The organism is Neobacillus sp. B4I6 (genome assembly GCF_050434045.1).
In the GTDB taxonomy this organism is placed as follows: Bacteria; Bacillota; Bacilli; order Bacillales; family Cytobacillaceae; genus Neobacillus.
This window is the reverse complement of sequence record NZ_JBNPWB010000002.1, coordinates 114,984-133,403: the sequence shown is the minus strand read 5'-3', so window position 1 is coordinate 133,403 and position 18,420 is coordinate 114,984. Positions and strand designations below refer to the sequence as shown.

Here is an 18,420-nt window from a genome sequence, read left to right as displayed (position 1 = left end):
CTCCCTCTATCCCGCCAGTTTCCCCTCTTTTTTTGCGGATGGTTGTTTTTTTCTTTTCCATGAAAGCGTACTTAACGTACCAACAATTCCACGAGGGAAAAACATAACCACCAAGATATAAATTATCCCGAAGAAGATTATCCAACGCTCAAAAATCCAATGCTCTTTCGCTAATTCTGTCAGCCAATCATGAGCAAATTCAATTAATCCTGCCCCGATAATTGCCCCAATTAATGTTCCAACCCCGCCAATGATCGTCATTAATAAGGCGTCTAAGGTGATATCCATTGAGAACACACTCGTATTCACAAATCGGAGCGAAATCGCATATAAAATCCCTGCAACACCCGCCAGTACTCCAGATACAACACTTGCGGCAATTTTATAATGAAGAACATGATACCCTAATGATTCCGTTCTCTGCTCATTTTCCCTAATTGCCTGCAACACGCGTCCCAACGGTGAATTGGTAAATCGCTTCAGGATGAGAAAAACGGCAACCATAACAATAAGACTGAGGAGATAAAAATTAGTTCGGTCAATAAACAATTCTGGGACCCGAAAAGTGAACCCATCATTTCCATAGGTCAAGGTCCGCCACTTTTCCGCTAGAACGAGGAAAAGACCAGATAAAGATAGGGTTAGCATAGCGTAAAAATGGCTTTTCAAACGTAGTGTAAGCAACCCAACAATGAAGCTGACCACAGCTGTAAGCACAATTGTTGTTAAGACTGCCAGTAAGAAGAAAATAAGCGTTGGTTCAAATCGTTTCATAAAAATGCCCATAGAATAAGCTCCAATTCCAAAAAACATGGCATGCCCAAAGGAAACGATTCCCGTAAAGCCCAATAAGAGGTCATAGCTCATCGCAAAAATTGAAAACACAAACACTTGTGTTAACAAAATCAATAGGTTTCTAGATTCATAAACAAAAGGTAATAGCAGCAGAAAAGCGGCGACGACTAAAAAGATCGCTGTCATTCTATTCCCTTGAATAAATCTCAATGTATTTTCACCCCTTCGCTCCAAATAAACCCTGCGGCCGAATAATAAGGACAATTGCCATTAGGAGCATATTAACTGCCAGTGAGAGGTCCGGGACATAATAGGCCATAAAAGAACCGGAAAGCCCTACTAAGATGGCGGCTAAAACGGAGCCCTTAAAATTGCCCATCCCCCCAATGACGACAACAATGAACGCTAAAATGGCAAACTCCATTCCCATACCCGCATGGATTACTCCCGAATATGGTCCAAGGAGGACACCACCTAGAGCAGCCATTCCGGCACCAATCATAAACACAAACATAAATACCCTTTGAATATTGATTCCAAGCGCCTGAACCATTTCTTTATTCATGACGCCAGCTCGGACCACTAGACCAATTTTGGTCTTTTTGAGTAAAAATTGAACGCCGGTAAAAATGAGAAATCCCACAAAAATGATAAAGACTCGATACTTAATAATAATGACGCCGCCAAGCTCCCAGCTTCCTTTTAAATAATCGGGGGGAGATGCGGTTATTTGATTAGGACCCCAAATGACTTTCAGCATTTCGGATAAAACCAGCATTAAACCAAGAGTAATTAATATTTGCTGGACATGATTTCCATACACCGGTTTAATGATCCACTTTTCGGTAATAATCCCTAACAGGAATCCTGTTAGGATGGCGCCAATAATTCCAATCATAAAGCTGCCTGTTTTCGAGTAAATCCAAAGACCACTATAAGCTCCCCAGGCAAATAACCCGCCATGAGCAAAATTCAGCACGTCCATCAAACCAAAAATGAGGGTTAAACCGGCGGCTAATAAAAAAATCAGCATCCCTGTTGCCAAGCCATTTAAGGTTAAATTCATGAGTAATTCCACAAAGATGTTCCCCCTTCCTTACGCAATCCCTAAATATTTTCGTTTCATTTCTTCATCTTCTTTTAATTGCTTCATTGTTCCCTGACTTACAGTTCTTCCATCATCGATAATATAAAAACAATCACCAATCGTGCTTGCCATCATGAAATTTTGTTCCACTAACACAATGGTGGTTTGATCTTTCATTTGTAAAATAGATTCCATCACCTTCTCAACCACGATGGGGGCCAAGCCTTTACTAGGCTCGTCAATTAACAAGAGCTCGTTTTCATTTACATAGGCTCTGGCAATCGAAAGCATTTGTTTTTGCCCGCCGCTTAAAAGGCCGCCTGGTTTTTTCCAAAACTTTTTCAAGTCTGGAAACAACTCTAAAATCGAATCCATCCTTTTAGCCGTTTCTTCATTTTCTTTCTGAATCGCCACGCGCATATTTTCCTCTACGGTTAAACCTGCAAAAATCCCTTGATCTTCGGGGACATAGCCGATACCCTTTTTAGCAATGGTATAGGTGGGCAGTGTTTGTATTGTTTCTCCTTTAAAAGCAATACTTCCCTTCGAAGCTGGATTTAGTCCCATAATGGTTCGTAATGTCGTCGTTTTTCCTGCTCCATTTCTTCCAAGCAGTACCGTTACTTCGCCTTTTTTCACCTCAAAGGAAACACCTTGTAGAATATGGTATTGACCAATATGTGTTTCTACTTGATCAAGCTTCAACAGGTCGTTCATCAAAATGACCTCCTAAATAGGCAGACTGAACGGTTTCATTTTTCATGATTTCTTCAGGAGTTCCGTCTGCTAGCAGTTTTCCATTAAATAACACCATCACTGAATCCGATAGATCCAAAATCATATCCATTTTGTGTTCAATCAGGACAATCGTCCGGTTCGCTTGTTCTTTTATTTTCTTAATAACTTCTAATATCGCTGGAACTTCTTCAAGCGACATCCCCGCTGTTGGCTCATCTAATAAAAGTACTTCAGTTTCAAGAGCCAGCAGCATCGCAATCTCAAGCTTCCGCTTTTCCCCATGTGCGAGGTTACTTGCTAGTGAATTCTTTTTTTCATCTAATAGGACCAATTTCAGCCACTCAAGCGCCTTTTCTTCAAATACCCGGTACTTTTTATAGTGGAAAAACATTTGGTAACGAATTCCTGCTTGCGATTGAACGGCTAACCTGACATTTTCTAAGACTGTTAGATTTGGAAAGACATTAGTGATTTGAAAAGAACGGCCGATTCCCACCCTTGTTCGATTCGTAGATGAAAATTTCGTAATATCTTTACCGCGGTAATATATTTTTCCTTTAGTAGGGTTTAATTGTCCGCTTAACAGGTTGAAAAAGGTTGTTTTCCCGGCCCCATTTGGTCCTATAATTGATTTGAAGTGTTTTTCAGGAACGGAAATACTGACGGAATCCACTGCAGTATGACCGCCAAACGTAATTGATAAATCATCGGTTTCAATAAGTGTAGACATTCGTTTCACCACCTAAGTTCTTAGCATAAAATAAGGAAGAGGGTGACCAGCAATTTATGTCGGTCAAACCCTCGTCATTTTTTATCAGTTGAGATGACTTTAACTTATTTATTCCGTATTGGCGGTGCAGTTTCTTCAGGAGATAGCTCCCTGATCAGTACTGGGACCGGGTATGGAACACCATCTTTTTTCTCTAGCTTAATTGCATACAAGGTTTGCAGTGCCTGGTGATCCTCTGGTCGGTAAGTCATCTTTCCTTTCGGTGTTTCAAAGGTCATACCTTCCATGGTTTCGATTAATTTATCAGCATCTGCAGAACCTTCCGTTTTCTTCAATGCCTCTACAATCGAAATAGCAGCACTCATCCCCCCTGGGGTAAATAAATCAGGAACTTCGTTGTTAAATCTCTTCTTATGTTCCGCTACGAGCCAGTCGTTAATTTTATTTTTCGGCAGGTCATGATAATAAACAGTAAAACCTTCCATCCCAATCAACGGCTCCATTGTTGATAAAGCAGCAATATCCGGGGCCCCAGTCGAAATTTTAATTCCTTTTTCTTGAACCTTCATATCGGACAATTGTTTCCAAGGGGAGTTTGCTCCTGCCCATACCACAAATAAGTAATCAGGTTTTGAGTCAACAATTTTTTGAATATTAGAAGTAAAATCTGTCGCTGCTGGATCCGCATATTCTTCCTTTACGATTTCAGCACCCAGCTTTTGGGCGGCTTCTTTAAAGGCGGCAACACCATCACGACCAAACGAATAATCCGGAGCAAGTGTCGCTATTTTCACTCCTTTTTTTGCAATCGCTGCAGCACCTGCTACGGCATCTTGAGAAGAGTTACGTGCTGAACGGAACATATACTTATTAAACTCTGAACCTGTAATGCTATCAGCTGCTGCAGGTTCAACTACCATTATCTTTTGATATTCTTCAGCGAGTGGTAAGACGGCCAAGGTATCCGCAGAACTGGAGGATCCAACAAGGAAATCTACCTTATCTTCCTCTAAAAGCTTTGTTGCTTTTTGCACAGCTACTTCCGGCTTCGTTTCTGTATCTTCCACAATGAATTCGATTTTTCTTCCAGCAACCTCCAATTTACCTTCGGTTGCATAATCAAGGCCTAGCTCAAAACCTCTTAAGGTCTGCTTTCCATAGGCTTCTAAAGCCCCCGTTTTGGAGGCAAGCACGCCAATTTTGATTGGATTTTTATTTTCCGAACCACCATTGTCTTTCGAGTCTGATGATGATTGATCTGAACTGCATGCACTGGCAAACATCATCACAAAAATAAGTAAACCTAAAATTGCCCATTTCCCCCTATTACCCTTCACTCTTTTTCCCCCTTAAAATGTTTAATATCAAAATGGCATAGCTTTGATTTTATGATAGGAGATGGAAGTTACAAACTAGTTACAAAATAGAAGCAGCCTCTTATTAAGGCTGCTTCATTGGATGGATGACTTTTTCTGATTCAATGATCATCTGATACATATGCTTGGTCGGTTCTAACGGAGTTACTCCTAGTTCTTCCTCTAATACTTCTGTACATTTTTTATACCATTTCATCGCTTGAGGACGGTTATTTTTCCGGTAATAACAATACATAAGCAAACGATACGCTTCTTCCCATGTTCGGTCACGTTCAAGGATTTTTTCACACCAGAAGATTGCTGTCTCGTAATTTTCCTTGCGGACCATTAACTGGGCCATTTTCTCGGCCCCTCGTAAAAAATAAACGAGCATGCTCTCTCTTTTGTTAATACACCAATCATCATAACGGCGGTCAGGTAAGTATTCTCCTTGATAAAGTTGCAAGCCCTTTTCTAAAAAGTTAATGACTTTATCAGGATCAGATTCTTGTAATCCTTCTAGAATCCATGTTTGAAATTGGGTCGTATCTAATTCAATCACAGCATTCGGATTTAGCCCATAGAACAAGCCTTCCCTTATTATAAAAAATGGTGCAGCTCTCGCCTTCCGTAATGGTTCCAGCACATTTTGCAGACTATTTAAGGCCACTTTAAAATCACGGTCCGCACTCTTTTTATCTTGATAGGGCCAAAGGATCTGAATGATTTCATCCTTGGCAATCGATTCACTTACTGTAATTAATAACTGAAACAACTCCTTGGCTTTTTCTCTTTGCCAATCCTTCTCCCCAACTTCCTTCTCACCGAGCCATAGTTTGAACTGACCAAGAGTTTGAACCCGAATTGTGTAACCTGGATGTGCATCAAACGTGGCCACTCCCATTTCCCGAAGGATTTTCTCGACATATGATTTTTGAATTTCCACTTTCCTGCATTCAATTAACAAAGGTACAAACACTTGCAAATCCTTTGGACTAAATACAGATCTCTTCTGAAAAAAGAATTCAAAATCGTGAACTTGGACGGAACGTAAGAATTCAGTCATCGTTTTCATAAATAAATCTGTTTCTTTCTGTAAATAAAAAATATAGGAAAACCAGAAATTACTTAACATTAGCCCAAATGAATCTTCACATTGTTCGAATAAAGAATTGGCTTTTTCTAAAAACAGATGGGCCTTAGGCAGCCGTTGATTATAAATACAGGCGATCCCCATGCAAAGAGTAATTAATGCAGAAAGCCAGACATCATGGACTTTCTCTGTCTCTTGAAGAGCTTTTTCGCCTGCATCTAAGGCCCGTTGGAGTTCTCCACTCGTTCCATATAAAATACAGAGACCCATTAGTGGTTCCGCTTTCCCTCTGTCGACATTCAATTGATCCATAATTTCTAAAGCAGTCTGGTAGCAGTTTTCTGCTAAGTTTAATTCATATTTATTTAGAATCTGTACGGAATGACCCATTCGAATCCAGCCACAAGCCTCAACAAATGGGGCCTTTAGGCTTATTCCTTGCTGAATTCCCGCTTGTGCAAGTTCTTTTGCCTTTAATCCCTCGCCCGTAAACGCTTCAATTAATGATAGTAATAAATTGGTTTCACGGTGTGCTTGCGGCAGGGACGCAACCTTAGTCCCGTTCTTTTCCTCTTGAAACAGATAAAGCAATTTCTTCGCCTCATCAAAACGCCCGGTTCTTAAATACAATCTTGCTTGTAAATTTCCGTTCGGACTTGAAGACTTCGATTCCTGTGTCTTTTTGATCCATTTTTCTGCCTCTGATGATTTACCCGAGTTTAGCAGATTTTCCGATAGCAATTGATAAAGTTTACCCTTTTCCTCAACTGAACCATTGGTTTTTTCTCGATAGGTTATTGCCTCATATAAATACCTCTCAGCATGCTGCGGCTGAATTGTATCTAGATAAATTTTGGCTTTCCCTTCTAATGCTTTACTCATCCCAAGATAATCTTGCCTTTTTTCTGCCATAGAATAGGTCCGATTATAACAATCCTCTGCCTCTGTATAGTGGGAACGATAGCGATGAATTTCTGCCTTTAAATACCAAAGATGGTAATAAACATCCATATCCGAATCAGGAATTACCGTTAACTGATCATATAAGCTTTCCAATTTTCCGCTTTCAAGCATCGTTAAGCCATTCAATTGTAAGATGGAGGCAATCGCTTGATAGTGATTGATTTTTTTATAATGATGGAGTGCTGCCTCCCACAGTTTCCTTTTCTCATAAAAACGAGCACATTTTTCGTGGAGACTAGCATAGTTTCCCGGGTTATTTTTTTGAAAAACATTTTCGAGAAACTCTTTAAATAAGGCATGATAACGGTAGTGGGTTAATCCAATCTTTTGGATAAATAAATTCCGGTCTTTTAGCTGTTCAAGCATACTGGAGGCTCCTTGAATCCCAATTACCTCATCACATATTTCTTCCTCCATCTCTTCAAAGATTGAAGTTTGTTCTAGAAACTGCTGGATTATTAGGGGCTGCTTTGAAAAGACTTCCATTACTAAATACTGAAAAAAGTCTTGAAGGGAATGCGAAGAGTGTTCAAAAAGCTCAGATATATCATTCTTTAGTGGAATCTGAGTGGCAATCATGCACAAAGCTATAACCCAGCCTTCTGTCATTTGGTAGATGGTTTGGAGGTGTTGGGATTCAACTTCTAATCCGTAAAGATCTGTTAATAACAGGTCCATCTCTTCAATCGTAAGGACTAGGTCATCTCTTGTAATCTCTAATAATTGCCCACAGACCTTCATTTTCGTCAGATGCTTCCATCCTGGACAGCTCCGGCTTGAAATAACTAAATGAAAATTGGCAGGGATGTGTTCAAGTAATTTTTCAATCCAGCTATTGATGGCATAGGAATGTTCAATTTGATGGAAGTCATCGAGGATTAAAGTAATCTCTTCATTTATCAATAAGATTTCATTAATAAATAGGGAACACAAAACACCTAATTCCTCATCGCGAATATAACGATCCATTGATTCGATGTATGTAACTAGTTCGGTTCCAAAGTCAGGAGTAATTCCGCGAATGGAATGGATGATATAGGTGAGAAAAGGCAGGATATCATCATCGATCGATGAAATGGAGTACCAGCAGCCTGGAATTTTTTCATCCCTCATAAACAAAGCAAGTGCCGTACTTTTCCCAAAACCAGCCCCAGAATGAATAAGGGTCAAAGGGTATTCAGTGATCTTCTTCATTTTCTGAGTGAGCTTAGCCCTTCTGATAAAGTCATCTTTTACAACTGGAATGCGCAGCTTTGTTTGAATGATCGGCAGATTCAAATGATCGGCCCCCTTTCCATTTTCGCAATATTTACACTATTTTACCATATTGGGAGTAATAAGTGTACGAGGAGGAAGGAAAACACAATCAATTGTTAATTTAAACATAAGTGGGGATTTTTTCTATGTAATAAAAATAACTAATGGAAAAAACTATAGAAATAAGAACTAAGGAGGGTTTCTATGCTTGAAAAATGTTTTTATTGTACCACTGAGATTGAAGAAAGACAGTTGCACTATGTCTCATTTGTATCCTCAAACCAGGAAAGAAATGAATCACTTTGTGATGAATGTTATAAAGAATGGTTGGAAGGTTTGAAAGGTTAAAATCCTATTTGGTAGTGAAGTTAAAACAAAACAGCTGTGACTCCTCCCCTATTAAAATGGGTGGGTCACAGTTTAATTGGAGTGTCGCGTCATTGTCCATCAAAAAAAAGATGCCATTGATTTTTTGCTTGTTGGTTTTTTTGATTTTATTAACCAATAATGCCTTTCATTATATTCGTTCAAAAAACCAGCTGCTCGAAACTAATGAAAGAGAAATTGAAATGATCACTCAAGAAGTGTCATTCCAAGTTGAGAATATAAGAGAAGGCACATTGTATGTTGAAGATATTCATGCCAGAGAATTAAGGACAGCATCGTTAGCGATAAAACATGCACTGCCACCTAACTATCAAGATATTACAAATGAGCAACTAAAGAAACTTGCCCAAGAAGTAAGGGTATCGCATATAACCCTGTTAGCGAAAACTGCAGATGATATTATTGGTGTTCGGTCATCAGACCATAAAGAAATTAATATGTCTACCAAGGGATGGGGATATTGGTATGATGCATTTCACCAATTGTTTGCGTTAACGCCTGTTTCTGTTGGAAAAGGTTTAACCTTGCCTTACTTTTGGTCTGGGCCGATTGAAATTGCTTCTTCCAATCCCAAGCATACGGATAAATGGGGCTATTATTTTGATGGCACGACCAACTATATTATCAATCCTTATTTTCGTGACAATGAAGTATTAGAGTATGAACGACGATTTGGACCTGGGGAAGTAATAAAAGGTTTTACAAAAGAACGAGGCATCTTAGAACTGACAGTGTTCAATCCAAAGAACTTCGGTAAAAAGAAAGAAGTTGTCACTTTAAACGGTAATAGTTATATTCGTATTTCTGCCAAACCAGTATGGTACGGATCATATAGATATAAAAACTATCAAGTTGATGCAAAATTTATTAAACAGGCGATAAATTCAAAAAAAGTGCAATCCTACAGAGATGATCTTAATGGTAAAGATATAATGAAAACCTTTGTACCAGTTTTCTCCACACCCTCTGAACCATTTGTCATCGGCCTTGTTTACAATTATGGGCTCATTGAGAAAGAACTCACACATGAACTTTTTGTTCATATTTTATTTTCCTTCTTTATTATGATTATCGTATTTATTATCAGTTTGATTTTTTCCCGTTCGATTACACAGCCAATCGGATATATCGTTGAGCAAGTGAATGAAATTGCACAAGGTAACTTTAATAATAAATTACACTTAAAACGAAAAGATGAATTAGGCCTGCTTACGGAAAATGTAAATGCCTTATCTAATGATTTGCAGAACTATGTGAATGATTTGAATAAGAGCAAAGAATTAATTGAATACCAGGCATATCATGATCCATTAACTGGTTTGTCAAACAGAAGATATTTTTCAGAAAAATTAAAACCTACCATCGAACACGCAAAAGAAACTGGTGAAACGGTTTCGGTTTTATTCATTGATATGGATCGTTTTAAACAGGTGAATGACTCCTTTGGACATAACAAAGGGGATGAAATATTGAAAATCGTTGCCGAGCGGATTACTGCGTGTTTGCCTAGTGACAATAGTATCATTACTAGACAAGGCGGTGATGAATTTATTATTTTGCTAATGAATCTTGATCTCTCAGCAACAAAAGCTACAGCAGAAAAAGTTGTCAATACTCTTAAAAAAACCTATCTATTAGATGGCAACGAAATTTATCTCAGTGCAAGCTGCGGTATTAGCTTATTTCCAGAGCATACAAAAAATATGGAAGCGCTCGTTGTTTATGCTGACGTTGCAATGTACTCTGCCAAAAAGCAAGGTGGTAACAAAGTCATTGTTTATACCGAGAAATTAATAGAGTCGAACATTGAAAGACCAAAGCTTGAAGCTAGGTTACGGAAGGCCATTGAAAAAGGCAAGGTAGAAGTTTATTATCAACCGAAGGTTACTGTTGATTCCGGTAAAATTTATGGAGCTGAGGCACTATTAAGATGGAATGATGATGAACTTGGATTTGTCTCACCCGAACTGTTTATTCCTATTGCTGAAGATATCGGCTTAATCCATCCTTTATGGGAATTTGTTATGAAGGAAGCTTGTTATCAGGTGAGCAAGTGGAATCGTAACCGTCCCAACCCGATATCAGTTTCAGTTAATTTCTCGACCCATCAATTTCATGAACCTTATAGCATGGTAAAACATGTCACAGAGATTCTGAAGGAAAGTCAATTGGGTTCTAATAATTTTGAAATAGAAATTACCGAAAGCATTCTCTTGAATAATTCAACGGAAATTATTCAATCACTTAAATTGCTTAAAAGCATGGGCATTGCTATTTCGATTGATGATTTTGGAACAGGATATTCTTCCTTAAGCTATTTGAGAAATTTACCAATCGATACCTTGAAAATTGATAAATCATTCATTCAAGATATCCATGAAGATTATGCAAATTCAGAGATCCCAGAGGCGATTATTAACCTTGCTCGAAGTCTCCATCTCAATGTAATCGCAGAGGGCGTCGAAAAAGAGTATCAAAGAGATTTTTTACTATCGAAAAATTGCATTCAAATGCAGGGCTATTTATTTAGTAAACCGTTAAACACAGAGGAATTTGAGCAATACCTTCGAACGGATCAAAATAAAAGTGGAGAGATTAATTAATAAATCTCTCCACCATATTAACCCTGCTTCCTCTATAATCTATATTTAGTATCTTCGCTGACATAGTTGAAAATGCACTTTGGATTCCTAGTGCGAGCTTGTTTCCTTTTCCCTTCTCCGTAAAACAAAGAACAGTTGGTCCAGCGCCGCTTAGTGCCACTCCGAATGCACCATTGGATTTAGCGATATCTACTATTTCTTGATAGAAGTTAATCAATGGTTTTCGGTAGGGTTGGTGAAAAAGGTCCTGCTCCATCATTTTCCCTGCCATCTCCCAGTTTTGTGTTAATAGGGCCGCTACCAAAAGATTAGCAGTAGAAGAAGCTTGAATGGCCTCTTCACGGGAAAAAGCTGCTGGAAGTACCCCGCGTGAGTCCTTTGTTAAGAGGATCTCATCTGGAATAACTGCTACCATCTCAAAAGTAATATTAGAAAAGCTTAATATATCTACTTCGTTTTGTTTATATGAGCCGATGACCAGTCCACCGAAAAGAGAAGCACCCACATTATCTGGATGACCCTCAATCTCTGTTGCGATTAGCAGCTTTTCTTGCTGTGTTAGACCTAGCTTTCCTACCGTATCCGCTAGTTCAATCCCCGCAACTATCGCTGCAGCACTTGAACCAAGCCCACGTGCTAGTGGAATATCACTGTCGACTTTTATTTTGCAAGGATGTAATTCGATGCCATAGTTAGATGCCGTTTTAATAGCAATCTGACAGATAAAATGGGTCTCATCAGTTGGGAGGGATTTCAATTCATCACAAGCAGACCGAATATCCCACTTTTGGCTCTCCTCCACCTCTAACGTCAAATACAAATCAACAGCTAGTCCCATTGAATCAAAGCCTGGGCCTAGATTTGCTGTACTTGCAGGTACTTTGATGGTAAAACGATCATTTAATGTCACTATAGACAACTCCTCGAATATGTTCAGTCACTGCCTTTTCATCATTTGGTAATGGGATTGGCTTACGCGTATATCTTCTTCTAATAATCCTGGCCAGCTTATAACGATTTCCTCACTACCCGATACGCACTTTTTATTTCCTTAACTGCCTTGAGATCATTTAATTCTTGTAAAATTTGATCATAATTAGTTAATGATGCTCGATGTGTTACTAAAACAATTTCTGAGGTTTCATTTTTCTTAACAGGCAGCTGTAAGATCTTTTCAAAGCTGACTCCATATTTTGCAAAGATGGTGGTGATATCAGCGAAAACACCAACCACATCTTGCACATGAATCCTTAAGAAATATTTAGAGTATTTCTCCCCATTATCTTTTAATTGCTTTGGATATTGAGGTGTCACAGCACTTCGTCCATTTACCCCAAGCCTTAGATTTTTGATTACCGCGACTAAGTCCGAAACGATTGCAGTTGCAGTTGGCAAGCTTCCCGCACCTGGTCCATAAAACATAGTTTCACCAACCGATTCACCATAAACGTAAACAGCATTATATTCATTTTGAACCGAAGCAAGTGGATGATTATTTGATAAGAACGTAGGGGCCACACTTACCTCTACTTTTTCCCCTTCACGATGGGCATAGCCAATTAGTTTCATCGTATATCCTAATTGTTTTCCATAGCGCAAATCTTCATCGGTTACCTTCGAAATACCGGACACCTGTACATCTTCCAAATCAATATGCATCGAAAAGCCTAATGTCGCTAAGATTGTCATTTTACGGGCAGCATCTAGTCCTTCTACATCCGAGGTAGGATCTGCTTCGGCAAACCCAAGGTCCTGTGCTTCCTTGAGGACCTCTTCATAGGAACGGCTTTCGTCGCTCATTTTGGTTAGTATATAATTGGTTGTTCCATTTACAATTCCCATCAGCTGCTTAATTCGGTCAGAGGCAAGTCCATCGACTAATCCTCGCAGAATTGGGATCCCTCCAGCAACACTTGCTTCATAAAACAAATCACAGCCGTGTTCAGAAGCTACGGTTAACAGTTCCGAACCATGCAAGGCCATTAGATCCTTATTCGCAGTAACTACATGCTTACCTTGACGAAGGGCAGTGATTAAATAATCTTTTGTATCATGTACTCCGCCCATTACCTCGATTACAACATCAATTTCCTCATCGAAAAGGATTTCTTCCGTGTTTGAGGTTAAAACCTTAGCATCTATTTCAACTGGTCTAATTTTATGTATATCTTGGACAAGTATCTTTTTTATTACAACCGGGCAGCCCACCTGGTGGATTAATTTATCTTGATTTTTTTCAATAATCTTTACTACCCCACAACCTACAGTGCCTAAACCCAATAACCCAATCGAGATTGCTTTCATGTTTTACCCTCCCACTTTTTTGTCCACTCAAGACATACAATTGTTTCTCTGTTGTAGACATTATATGATTCTCTTTATTTTTTTACAATAGGTTTATTTCTAGTAATTATATTTTAACCGCTTACTACCGTATTATAAAGGGATTACTATTATTGAGCAAAATTTTTTAGCAAAATTTGAAATATTTTTTCTTTTTTATCCCTTTACAATATTGAAGGTATGGTTGTAGAATAATCACTATATTCAGTTATTTTTTGAAATTTCAATCTTTTAGATATTCCATAAATGAAAAGTGATGACGAAGACGGTATTAAGAAAATGCTTCAGAGAGCTGGTGCTTGCTGCGAACCAGTGCAGTTTTCTTAAGATGCCCAGCCCTTCTGAACTGGCCGCCGAAAGTTTTAGTAGGTGGTGCCCGGTTGAAACCGTTAACTTGTTGAGGCTGCTTTTATTTTGCAGCAAAAGAGGGTGGCACCACGCGTTTATTCACGTCCCTCATAACAAGACAATTCTGTCTGTTATGAGGGACGTTTTTTATTAGAAATTAAAGGAGGATTCAAAAATGTTTAAAGTCCTTGTTACCGATGGAATTAGCAATACGGGGTTGAAAAGCTTAATAGATCATCCTAATTTTACGGTAGACCGACAGCCAACACTTCCGACAAACGAGTTAAAAACGATCATTGGCGAATACGATGCTCTTATTGTCCGGAGCCAAACGAAAGTAAGTGAAGAACTGCTCAAAGCAGCTGGCCGTCTCCGTGTGATCGCTAGAGCAGGTGTCGGTGTCGATAACATTGATGTGAATGCGGCAACTAGAAAAGGGATTATTGTCATCAATGCACCTGGTGCTAATACAATTGCAGCAACCGAGCATACCTTGGCAATGATGTTATCATTAGCAAGAAAAATTCCCCAAGCCCATCAGAAAACGACCTCCGGCGAATGGGACCGTAACTCCTTTAAAGGGGTGGAATTATATAAGAAAACACTTGGCGTAATTGGTATGGGTAAAATTGGAACTGAAGTGGCGAAACGAGCAAAAAGCTTTGGGATGAACATTTTAGGGTTTGATCCCTATCTAACTGAAGAGCGCGCAAAGAAACTGGGCATGACGAAAGCCAGTCTCGATTTAATTGCTCAAGAATCAGATTTTATTACGATTCATACGCCCCTTACCAATGACACAAGAGGACTTATTAATGATGACTATTTGCGAAAAACCAAAAAAGGGGTCCGTTTTGTCAATTGTGCCCGCGGCGGTGTTATCGACGAAAAGGCACTAGTTAGAGCCATTCAGACAGGACATGTGGCTGGAGCAGCCCTTGATGTTTTTGAAAAAGAGCCTGTTGCCGATCCAGAATTACTGCAAAATCCAAATATTATTGTAACACCGCATCTTGGGGCTTCCACGGTTGAAGCTCAAGAAAAAGTGGCCCAAGAGGTAAGTGCAGAAATCATTGAGATTTTCGAATCTCAATCCATTCAAAATGCGGTTAATATGCCGCAAATGTCAGGAGAAACACAGGCGAAACTGCAGCCATACTTACTGCTTGGTGATCAAATGGGGCAGCTTGTCATTCAATTATTAAACAAACAGGCACCTACTAAAATTGAAATTAATTATTATGGCGAATTAATCGGTGAAGATACAGAATTGTTAACTCGTACGATGCTTAAAGGTGTCCTTTCTTATCATTTAAGTGATTCGGTCAATTTAATTAATGCTCTTCACCTGTTGAAGGAACAAGGAGTCTCTTATAATGTTGTAAAAAACGCTTCGAATAAAGGCTTTGCAAATTATATGGAACTGAGTGTTACCAATAATTTTGAGACGGCCAAAATTGGTGCTACGGTCTTAAACGGCTACGGAGCTAGAATTCTAAAAATCAATCAATACCGGATTGATGTCAAACCAGAAAAATACCTGTTATATATTAAGCATCGTGACGTACCAGGGATGGTTGGTAAGGTCGGTTCTCTATTGGGTGATCACCAAATCAATATTGGAACAATGCAGGTTGGTCGAACAGAGGTCGGCGGCGAAGCTATCATGGTTTTAACCCTGGATAAGACATTAAATGCTAATGTCATTCACGCCTTAAAATTAATTGATGGACTAGAGGAAGCACAAGTCTTGGAGTTATCAAATCTGGATTCTTTTGAACCGGGACGTATGGAAATAGAAAAAGTAGAAAGTATCTAGGCAGAGGAAGAGGGATTGCGATCAAGCAATCCCTCTTTTTTGCACCTATAATATCCCTTTCAAATCGAGCACCGTATCAAGAATATATTCTGCTTCATGCTTTTCAAAATCACTTCTCGCATCTTTTCCTGACAGACCAGTTAACACCGCGGCAAACGGGCAGCCCAGTTGTCTAGCCGCTAACAAATCCGCCAATGAGTCGCCAACCACTAGAACGGTCTCCGCATTTTCAAGCGGTAAACGCATATTTAAACAATCCTGAACTGATGCTTCTTTTCCGAGAAGTCCCATGATATATGTAAATGGATGCGGCTTCGACAGCGACTTCCTTTCGGGCAGCTCTTTTTCCGCCATTAGCACTTCATCAGCGGTGACGATCCGATTCACTTCAAAATGCTTTAACCAATCTAAATGCTGGAACGGCTGAATTGTTTCTAATTCAGGCCTGCCTGTCCCGATTCCAATCGTGAAACCTGATGAATTTAAGAATTGAAATAACTCATCAATTTCCTGCCTCGGGGCTAATGTGGTTTCATTTGCCAGAAAGCCCTTTTTCCCCTTTTGAACCGAGGGTCTTCCCGTAGAGGCAAGAACATGTTCATCCCCCACATACCATTCTTGGGATACATGCTCACAAACGGACCAAAGTTCTCCCTTTTTAAAAATAGAAGTTTCGACCCCAAGCTTCTCCTTCGCCAACTCATTCAAATAACTAAACAACTCCTGCTTCGTTGCTTCTGAGCGTGAAAACTCTTTCACAAACAAACTGAAGTTCAACTTTACACGATAATTACTCAACACCCTGCCAATCTCCAATAATGTTTCTCTAGTTATTGGTGCCTGACACCATTTAGTGATTTTTTCAAATTCAGTATCCTTAATTTGTGACAACAGGTGGATAAGTTGGTGGCAGAATGATAGATAGATCATGTCCCAGTTGGCGTTTAAGCCGCGTGATTTCATAAACTTGAGAACTTTATCGTTTTCAAATACTAACTCTCTTATTTCCTTGATTTCATCTTCACTATAATCCGTTATAAACTGCTCTGGTTCAAGTCCCAAGTAATTACAGCTAATCAACATCTCCCAAACGGTTAAGGCGGAAGCATCAAAATAATGCTCCTCGCTTAAAAGTACCCCATCTACGTCAAACAAAATTGTTTTAATCACTTATCCCACCCTCATTTCCCAGTTTGCTTTTATACGCTATCGTAACACAGTAGGACGATCAATTTGAAGTAAATTGTTTAAATTAAAATAAAAAGAACAAGCCGTATATGAGGTTCTCAAAATGTACGGCTTGTTCCTATTAAAATAGATTTACCCTTTTATTAAACTTTCTTCAAAAGGCCAAGTTGGTAGCATTCTACTTAATAGTTTGTCCTCGCGATACCCGAGTGCATACTCCCCTTGATGATTGTAGCTTTTAGTCGTGGTTTCTCTCGAAGAAAAAATGACTGCTATAAATCCAAACCTATCGATATATATTTTACTTCTAAAAACTCTTCGATGCCGTAATGTCCACCTTCTCGTCCAAGGCCGCTCTCTTTAAATCCCCCAAATGGGGCTTGAACGACTGAAGGCAGGGCATCATTCAGGCCAATGATTCCGTATTCCAGTTGTTCTGTAATTCTAAAGGAACGACTTAAATTTTCTGTATACACATAGGCAGCTAATCCGTAACAAGAATTGTTTGCCCGTTCAATAACTTCCTCTTCCGTTTTAAAGGTGGAAATCGGAGCGAGTGGGCCAAAGATTTCATCCTTCATGCATTCCATTTCGTCATTAATATTGGTCAAGATTGTTGGAGCATAGAAATAGCCGTTGTCTTCCGCAGGCTTGAGCCCGCTATATGTGACTTTTCCACCCTTTTCAACTGCATCCTTGACTAGTCCTTCTACTTTTTTATAAGCGGCTTGATCGATTAGTGGACCGATATCTGTTCCCTCTTCCAGTCCATTACCAACTTTAAGCTTTTCTAATTCTGCTTGAAAAAGGTTAATAAATTTGTCGGCTATTCCTTCTTGAACAAATACTCGGTTTGTACAAATACAAGTCTGACCTGCATTACGAAATTTTGATTGCACAAGTCCTTCAGCAGCTTTCGCTAAATTTGCATCATCCATCACAATAAATGGAGCATTTCCGCCTAGTTCTAGCGATACCTTTTTGACAGTTTCTGCGGCACCGCGCATCAACGTTTTTCCAACTTCTGTTGATCCTGTAAAGGTAATTTTTGTCACGCGCGGGTCCTTCAGCCACGCTTCACCTATTTCTGAAGACCTTCCTGTAATCACGTTTAACACACCTGCAGGAATTCCAGCTTCATGGGCAAGCTCCGCCATTTTTAATGCCGTAAGCGGTGTTTGATTTGCCGGCTTCACCACAGCCGTACAACCTGCAGCTAGGGCTGGTGCTACTTTTCTCGTAATCATTGCCGCCGGGAAGTTCCACGGGGTTATCGCCGCTATTACACCAACTGGTTCCTTTCTAACTAGGATTCTTTTATTTGGATGCGATGCCGGAATCGTTTCACCGTACACCCGTTTTCCCTCTTCTGCATACCAAGAGATGAAGCCATTGGCATACTGAACCTCTCCAAGTGCTTCTTTTAGCGGTTTACCCTGTTCAATTGTCATAATCCGTGCAATATCATGCTTGTTTTCTTCAATTAAATTGAACCATTTCATCAGCAACTTGTAACGCTCTTCCGAAGTTTTCTTCGACCAGATTTTGAAGGCTTTATGGGCTGCATTGACAGCCTTTTCTGCTTCATATGCGCCGCCTGTTGGCACGGCACCAATTACTTCCTTTGTTGCAGGATTGATTATTTCTGTTATAACCTCATAATCACTTCCAACCCATTCTCCGTTAAGATACATGGGATAGATTTGATAATTTT

12 protein-coding genes and 1 other annotated feature are annotated in these 18,420 nt (G+C 39.4%); of the genes, 2 read left to right on the top strand and 10 right to left on the bottom strand.

Annotated features, from left to right (window positions below; all coding sequences use genetic code 11):
* Positions 1-6: 6 nt before the first annotated feature.
* The 6 genes from QF028_RS02370 to QF028_RS02345 all read right to left on the bottom strand — a co-directional run bounded on the left by QF028_RS02370 (position 7) and on the right by QF028_RS02345 (position 8,039).
* Positions 7-1,005 (bottom strand): branched-chain amino acid ABC transporter permease, encoded by a 999-nt coding sequence (locus QF028_RS02370; RefSeq protein WP_374102991.1) that lies wholly within the window; start codon positions 1,003-1,005, stop codon positions 7-9.
* A 7-nt stretch (positions 1,006-1,012) separates the two neighbouring features.
* Positions 1,013-1,873 (bottom strand): branched-chain amino acid ABC transporter permease, encoded by an 861-nt coding sequence (locus QF028_RS02365; RefSeq protein WP_168245429.1) that lies wholly within the window; start codon positions 1,871-1,873, stop codon positions 1,013-1,015.
* Positions 1,874-1,891: 18 nt separating this feature from the next.
* Entirely contained in the window at positions 1,892-2,599 is a 708-nt protein-coding gene (locus QF028_RS02360; protein WP_214730895.1) for an ABC transporter ATP-binding protein, read from the bottom strand.
* Positions 2,577-3,350, bottom strand: a complete 774-nt coding sequence (locus QF028_RS02355) for an ABC transporter ATP-binding protein (protein WP_215002398.1) — start codon at positions 3,348-3,350, stop codon at positions 2,577-2,579. The genes QF028_RS02360 and QF028_RS02355 overlap by 23 nt, the downstream gene beginning before the upstream one ends.
* Positions 3,351-3,454: 104 nt before the next feature.
* On the bottom strand, positions 3,455-4,636 hold the full coding sequence (locus tag QF028_RS02350) for a substrate-binding domain-containing protein (RefSeq protein ID WP_429472159.1): 1,182 nt from the start codon (positions 4,634-4,636) through the stop codon (positions 3,455-3,457).
* A gap of 154 nt (positions 4,637-4,790) precedes the next feature.
* Entirely contained in the window at positions 4,791-8,039 is a 3,249-nt protein-coding gene (locus tag QF028_RS02345) for a BTAD domain-containing putative transcriptional regulator (RefSeq protein WP_429463917.1), read from the bottom strand.
* Between the two features lie 419 nt (positions 8,040-8,458).
* Between QF028_RS02345 and QF028_RS02340 the strand changes: the two genes are divergently transcribed.
* Positions 8,459-11,008, top strand: a complete 2,550-nt coding sequence (locus QF028_RS02340) for a bifunctional diguanylate cyclase/phosphodiesterase (RefSeq protein ID WP_429463915.1) — start codon at positions 8,459-8,461, stop codon at positions 11,006-11,008.
* Here the strand turns inward: QF028_RS02340 and thrB are convergent.
* Positions 11,001-11,918, bottom strand: a complete 918-nt coding sequence (gene thrB / locus QF028_RS02335; RefSeq protein ID WP_429463913.1) for a homoserine kinase — start codon at positions 11,916-11,918, stop codon at positions 11,001-11,003. The two genes, QF028_RS02340 and thrB, sit on opposite strands and share 8 nt — an antisense overlap.
* Before the next feature lie 98 nt (positions 11,919-12,016).
* Complete coding sequence (locus QF028_RS02330; protein WP_429463911.1) at positions 12,017-13,312, bottom strand: homoserine dehydrogenase; 1,296 nt, start codon at positions 13,310-13,312, stop codon at positions 12,017-12,019.
* Positions 13,313-13,598: 286 nt separating this feature from the next.
* Positions 13,599-13,811, top strand: a binding site (T-box leader).
* A 63-nt stretch (positions 13,812-13,874) separates the two neighbouring features.
* On the opposite strand from QF028_RS02330, the gene serA reads away from it, so the two are divergent.
* Positions 13,875-15,518, top strand: a complete 1,644-nt coding sequence (gene serA, locus QF028_RS02325) for a phosphoglycerate dehydrogenase (RefSeq protein WP_429463909.1) — start codon at positions 13,875-13,877, stop codon at positions 15,516-15,518.
* 45 nt (positions 15,519-15,563) lie between these two features.
* Here the strand turns inward: serA and QF028_RS02320 are convergent, their stop codons facing one another.
* Together QF028_RS02320 and QF028_RS02315 are read right to left on the bottom strand one after the other, a co-directional pair.
* Positions 15,564-16,688, bottom strand: a complete 1,125-nt coding sequence (locus tag QF028_RS02320) for an HAD family hydrolase (protein WP_429463907.1) — start codon at positions 16,686-16,688, stop codon at positions 15,564-15,566.
* Between the two features lie 290 nt (positions 16,689-16,978).
* Positions 16,979-18,400, bottom strand: a complete 1,422-nt coding sequence (locus QF028_RS02315) for an NAD-dependent succinate-semialdehyde dehydrogenase (RefSeq protein ID WP_429472157.1) — start codon at positions 18,398-18,400, stop codon at positions 16,979-16,981.
* Positions 18,401-18,420 lie beyond the last annotated feature (20 nt).

Excerpts from the sequence above, each read along its gene's own strand:
- QF028_RS02350 (WP_429472159.1), bottom strand. The coding sequence starts at position 4,636 with ATGATGTTTGCCAGTGCATGCAGTTCAGATCAATCATCATCAGACTCG.
- serA (WP_429463909.1), top strand. The coding sequence starts at position 13,875 with ATGTTTAAAGTCCTTGTTACCGATGGAATTAGCAATACGGGGTTGAAA.
- QF028_RS02360 (WP_214730895.1), bottom strand. The coding sequence starts at position 2,599 with ATGAACGACCTGTTGAAGCTTGATCAAGTAGAAACACATATTGGTCAA.
- QF028_RS02330 (WP_429463911.1), bottom strand. The coding sequence starts at position 13,312 with ATGAAAGCAATCTCGATTGGGTTATTGGGTTTAGGCACTGTAGGTTGT.
- QF028_RS02355 (WP_215002398.1), bottom strand. The coding sequence starts at position 3,350 with ATGTCTACACTTATTGAAACCGATGATTTATCAATTACGTTTGGCGGT.
- QF028_RS02315 (WP_429472157.1), bottom strand. The coding sequence starts at position 18,400 with ATGTATCTTAACGGAGAATGGGTTGGAAGTGATTATGAGGTTATAACA.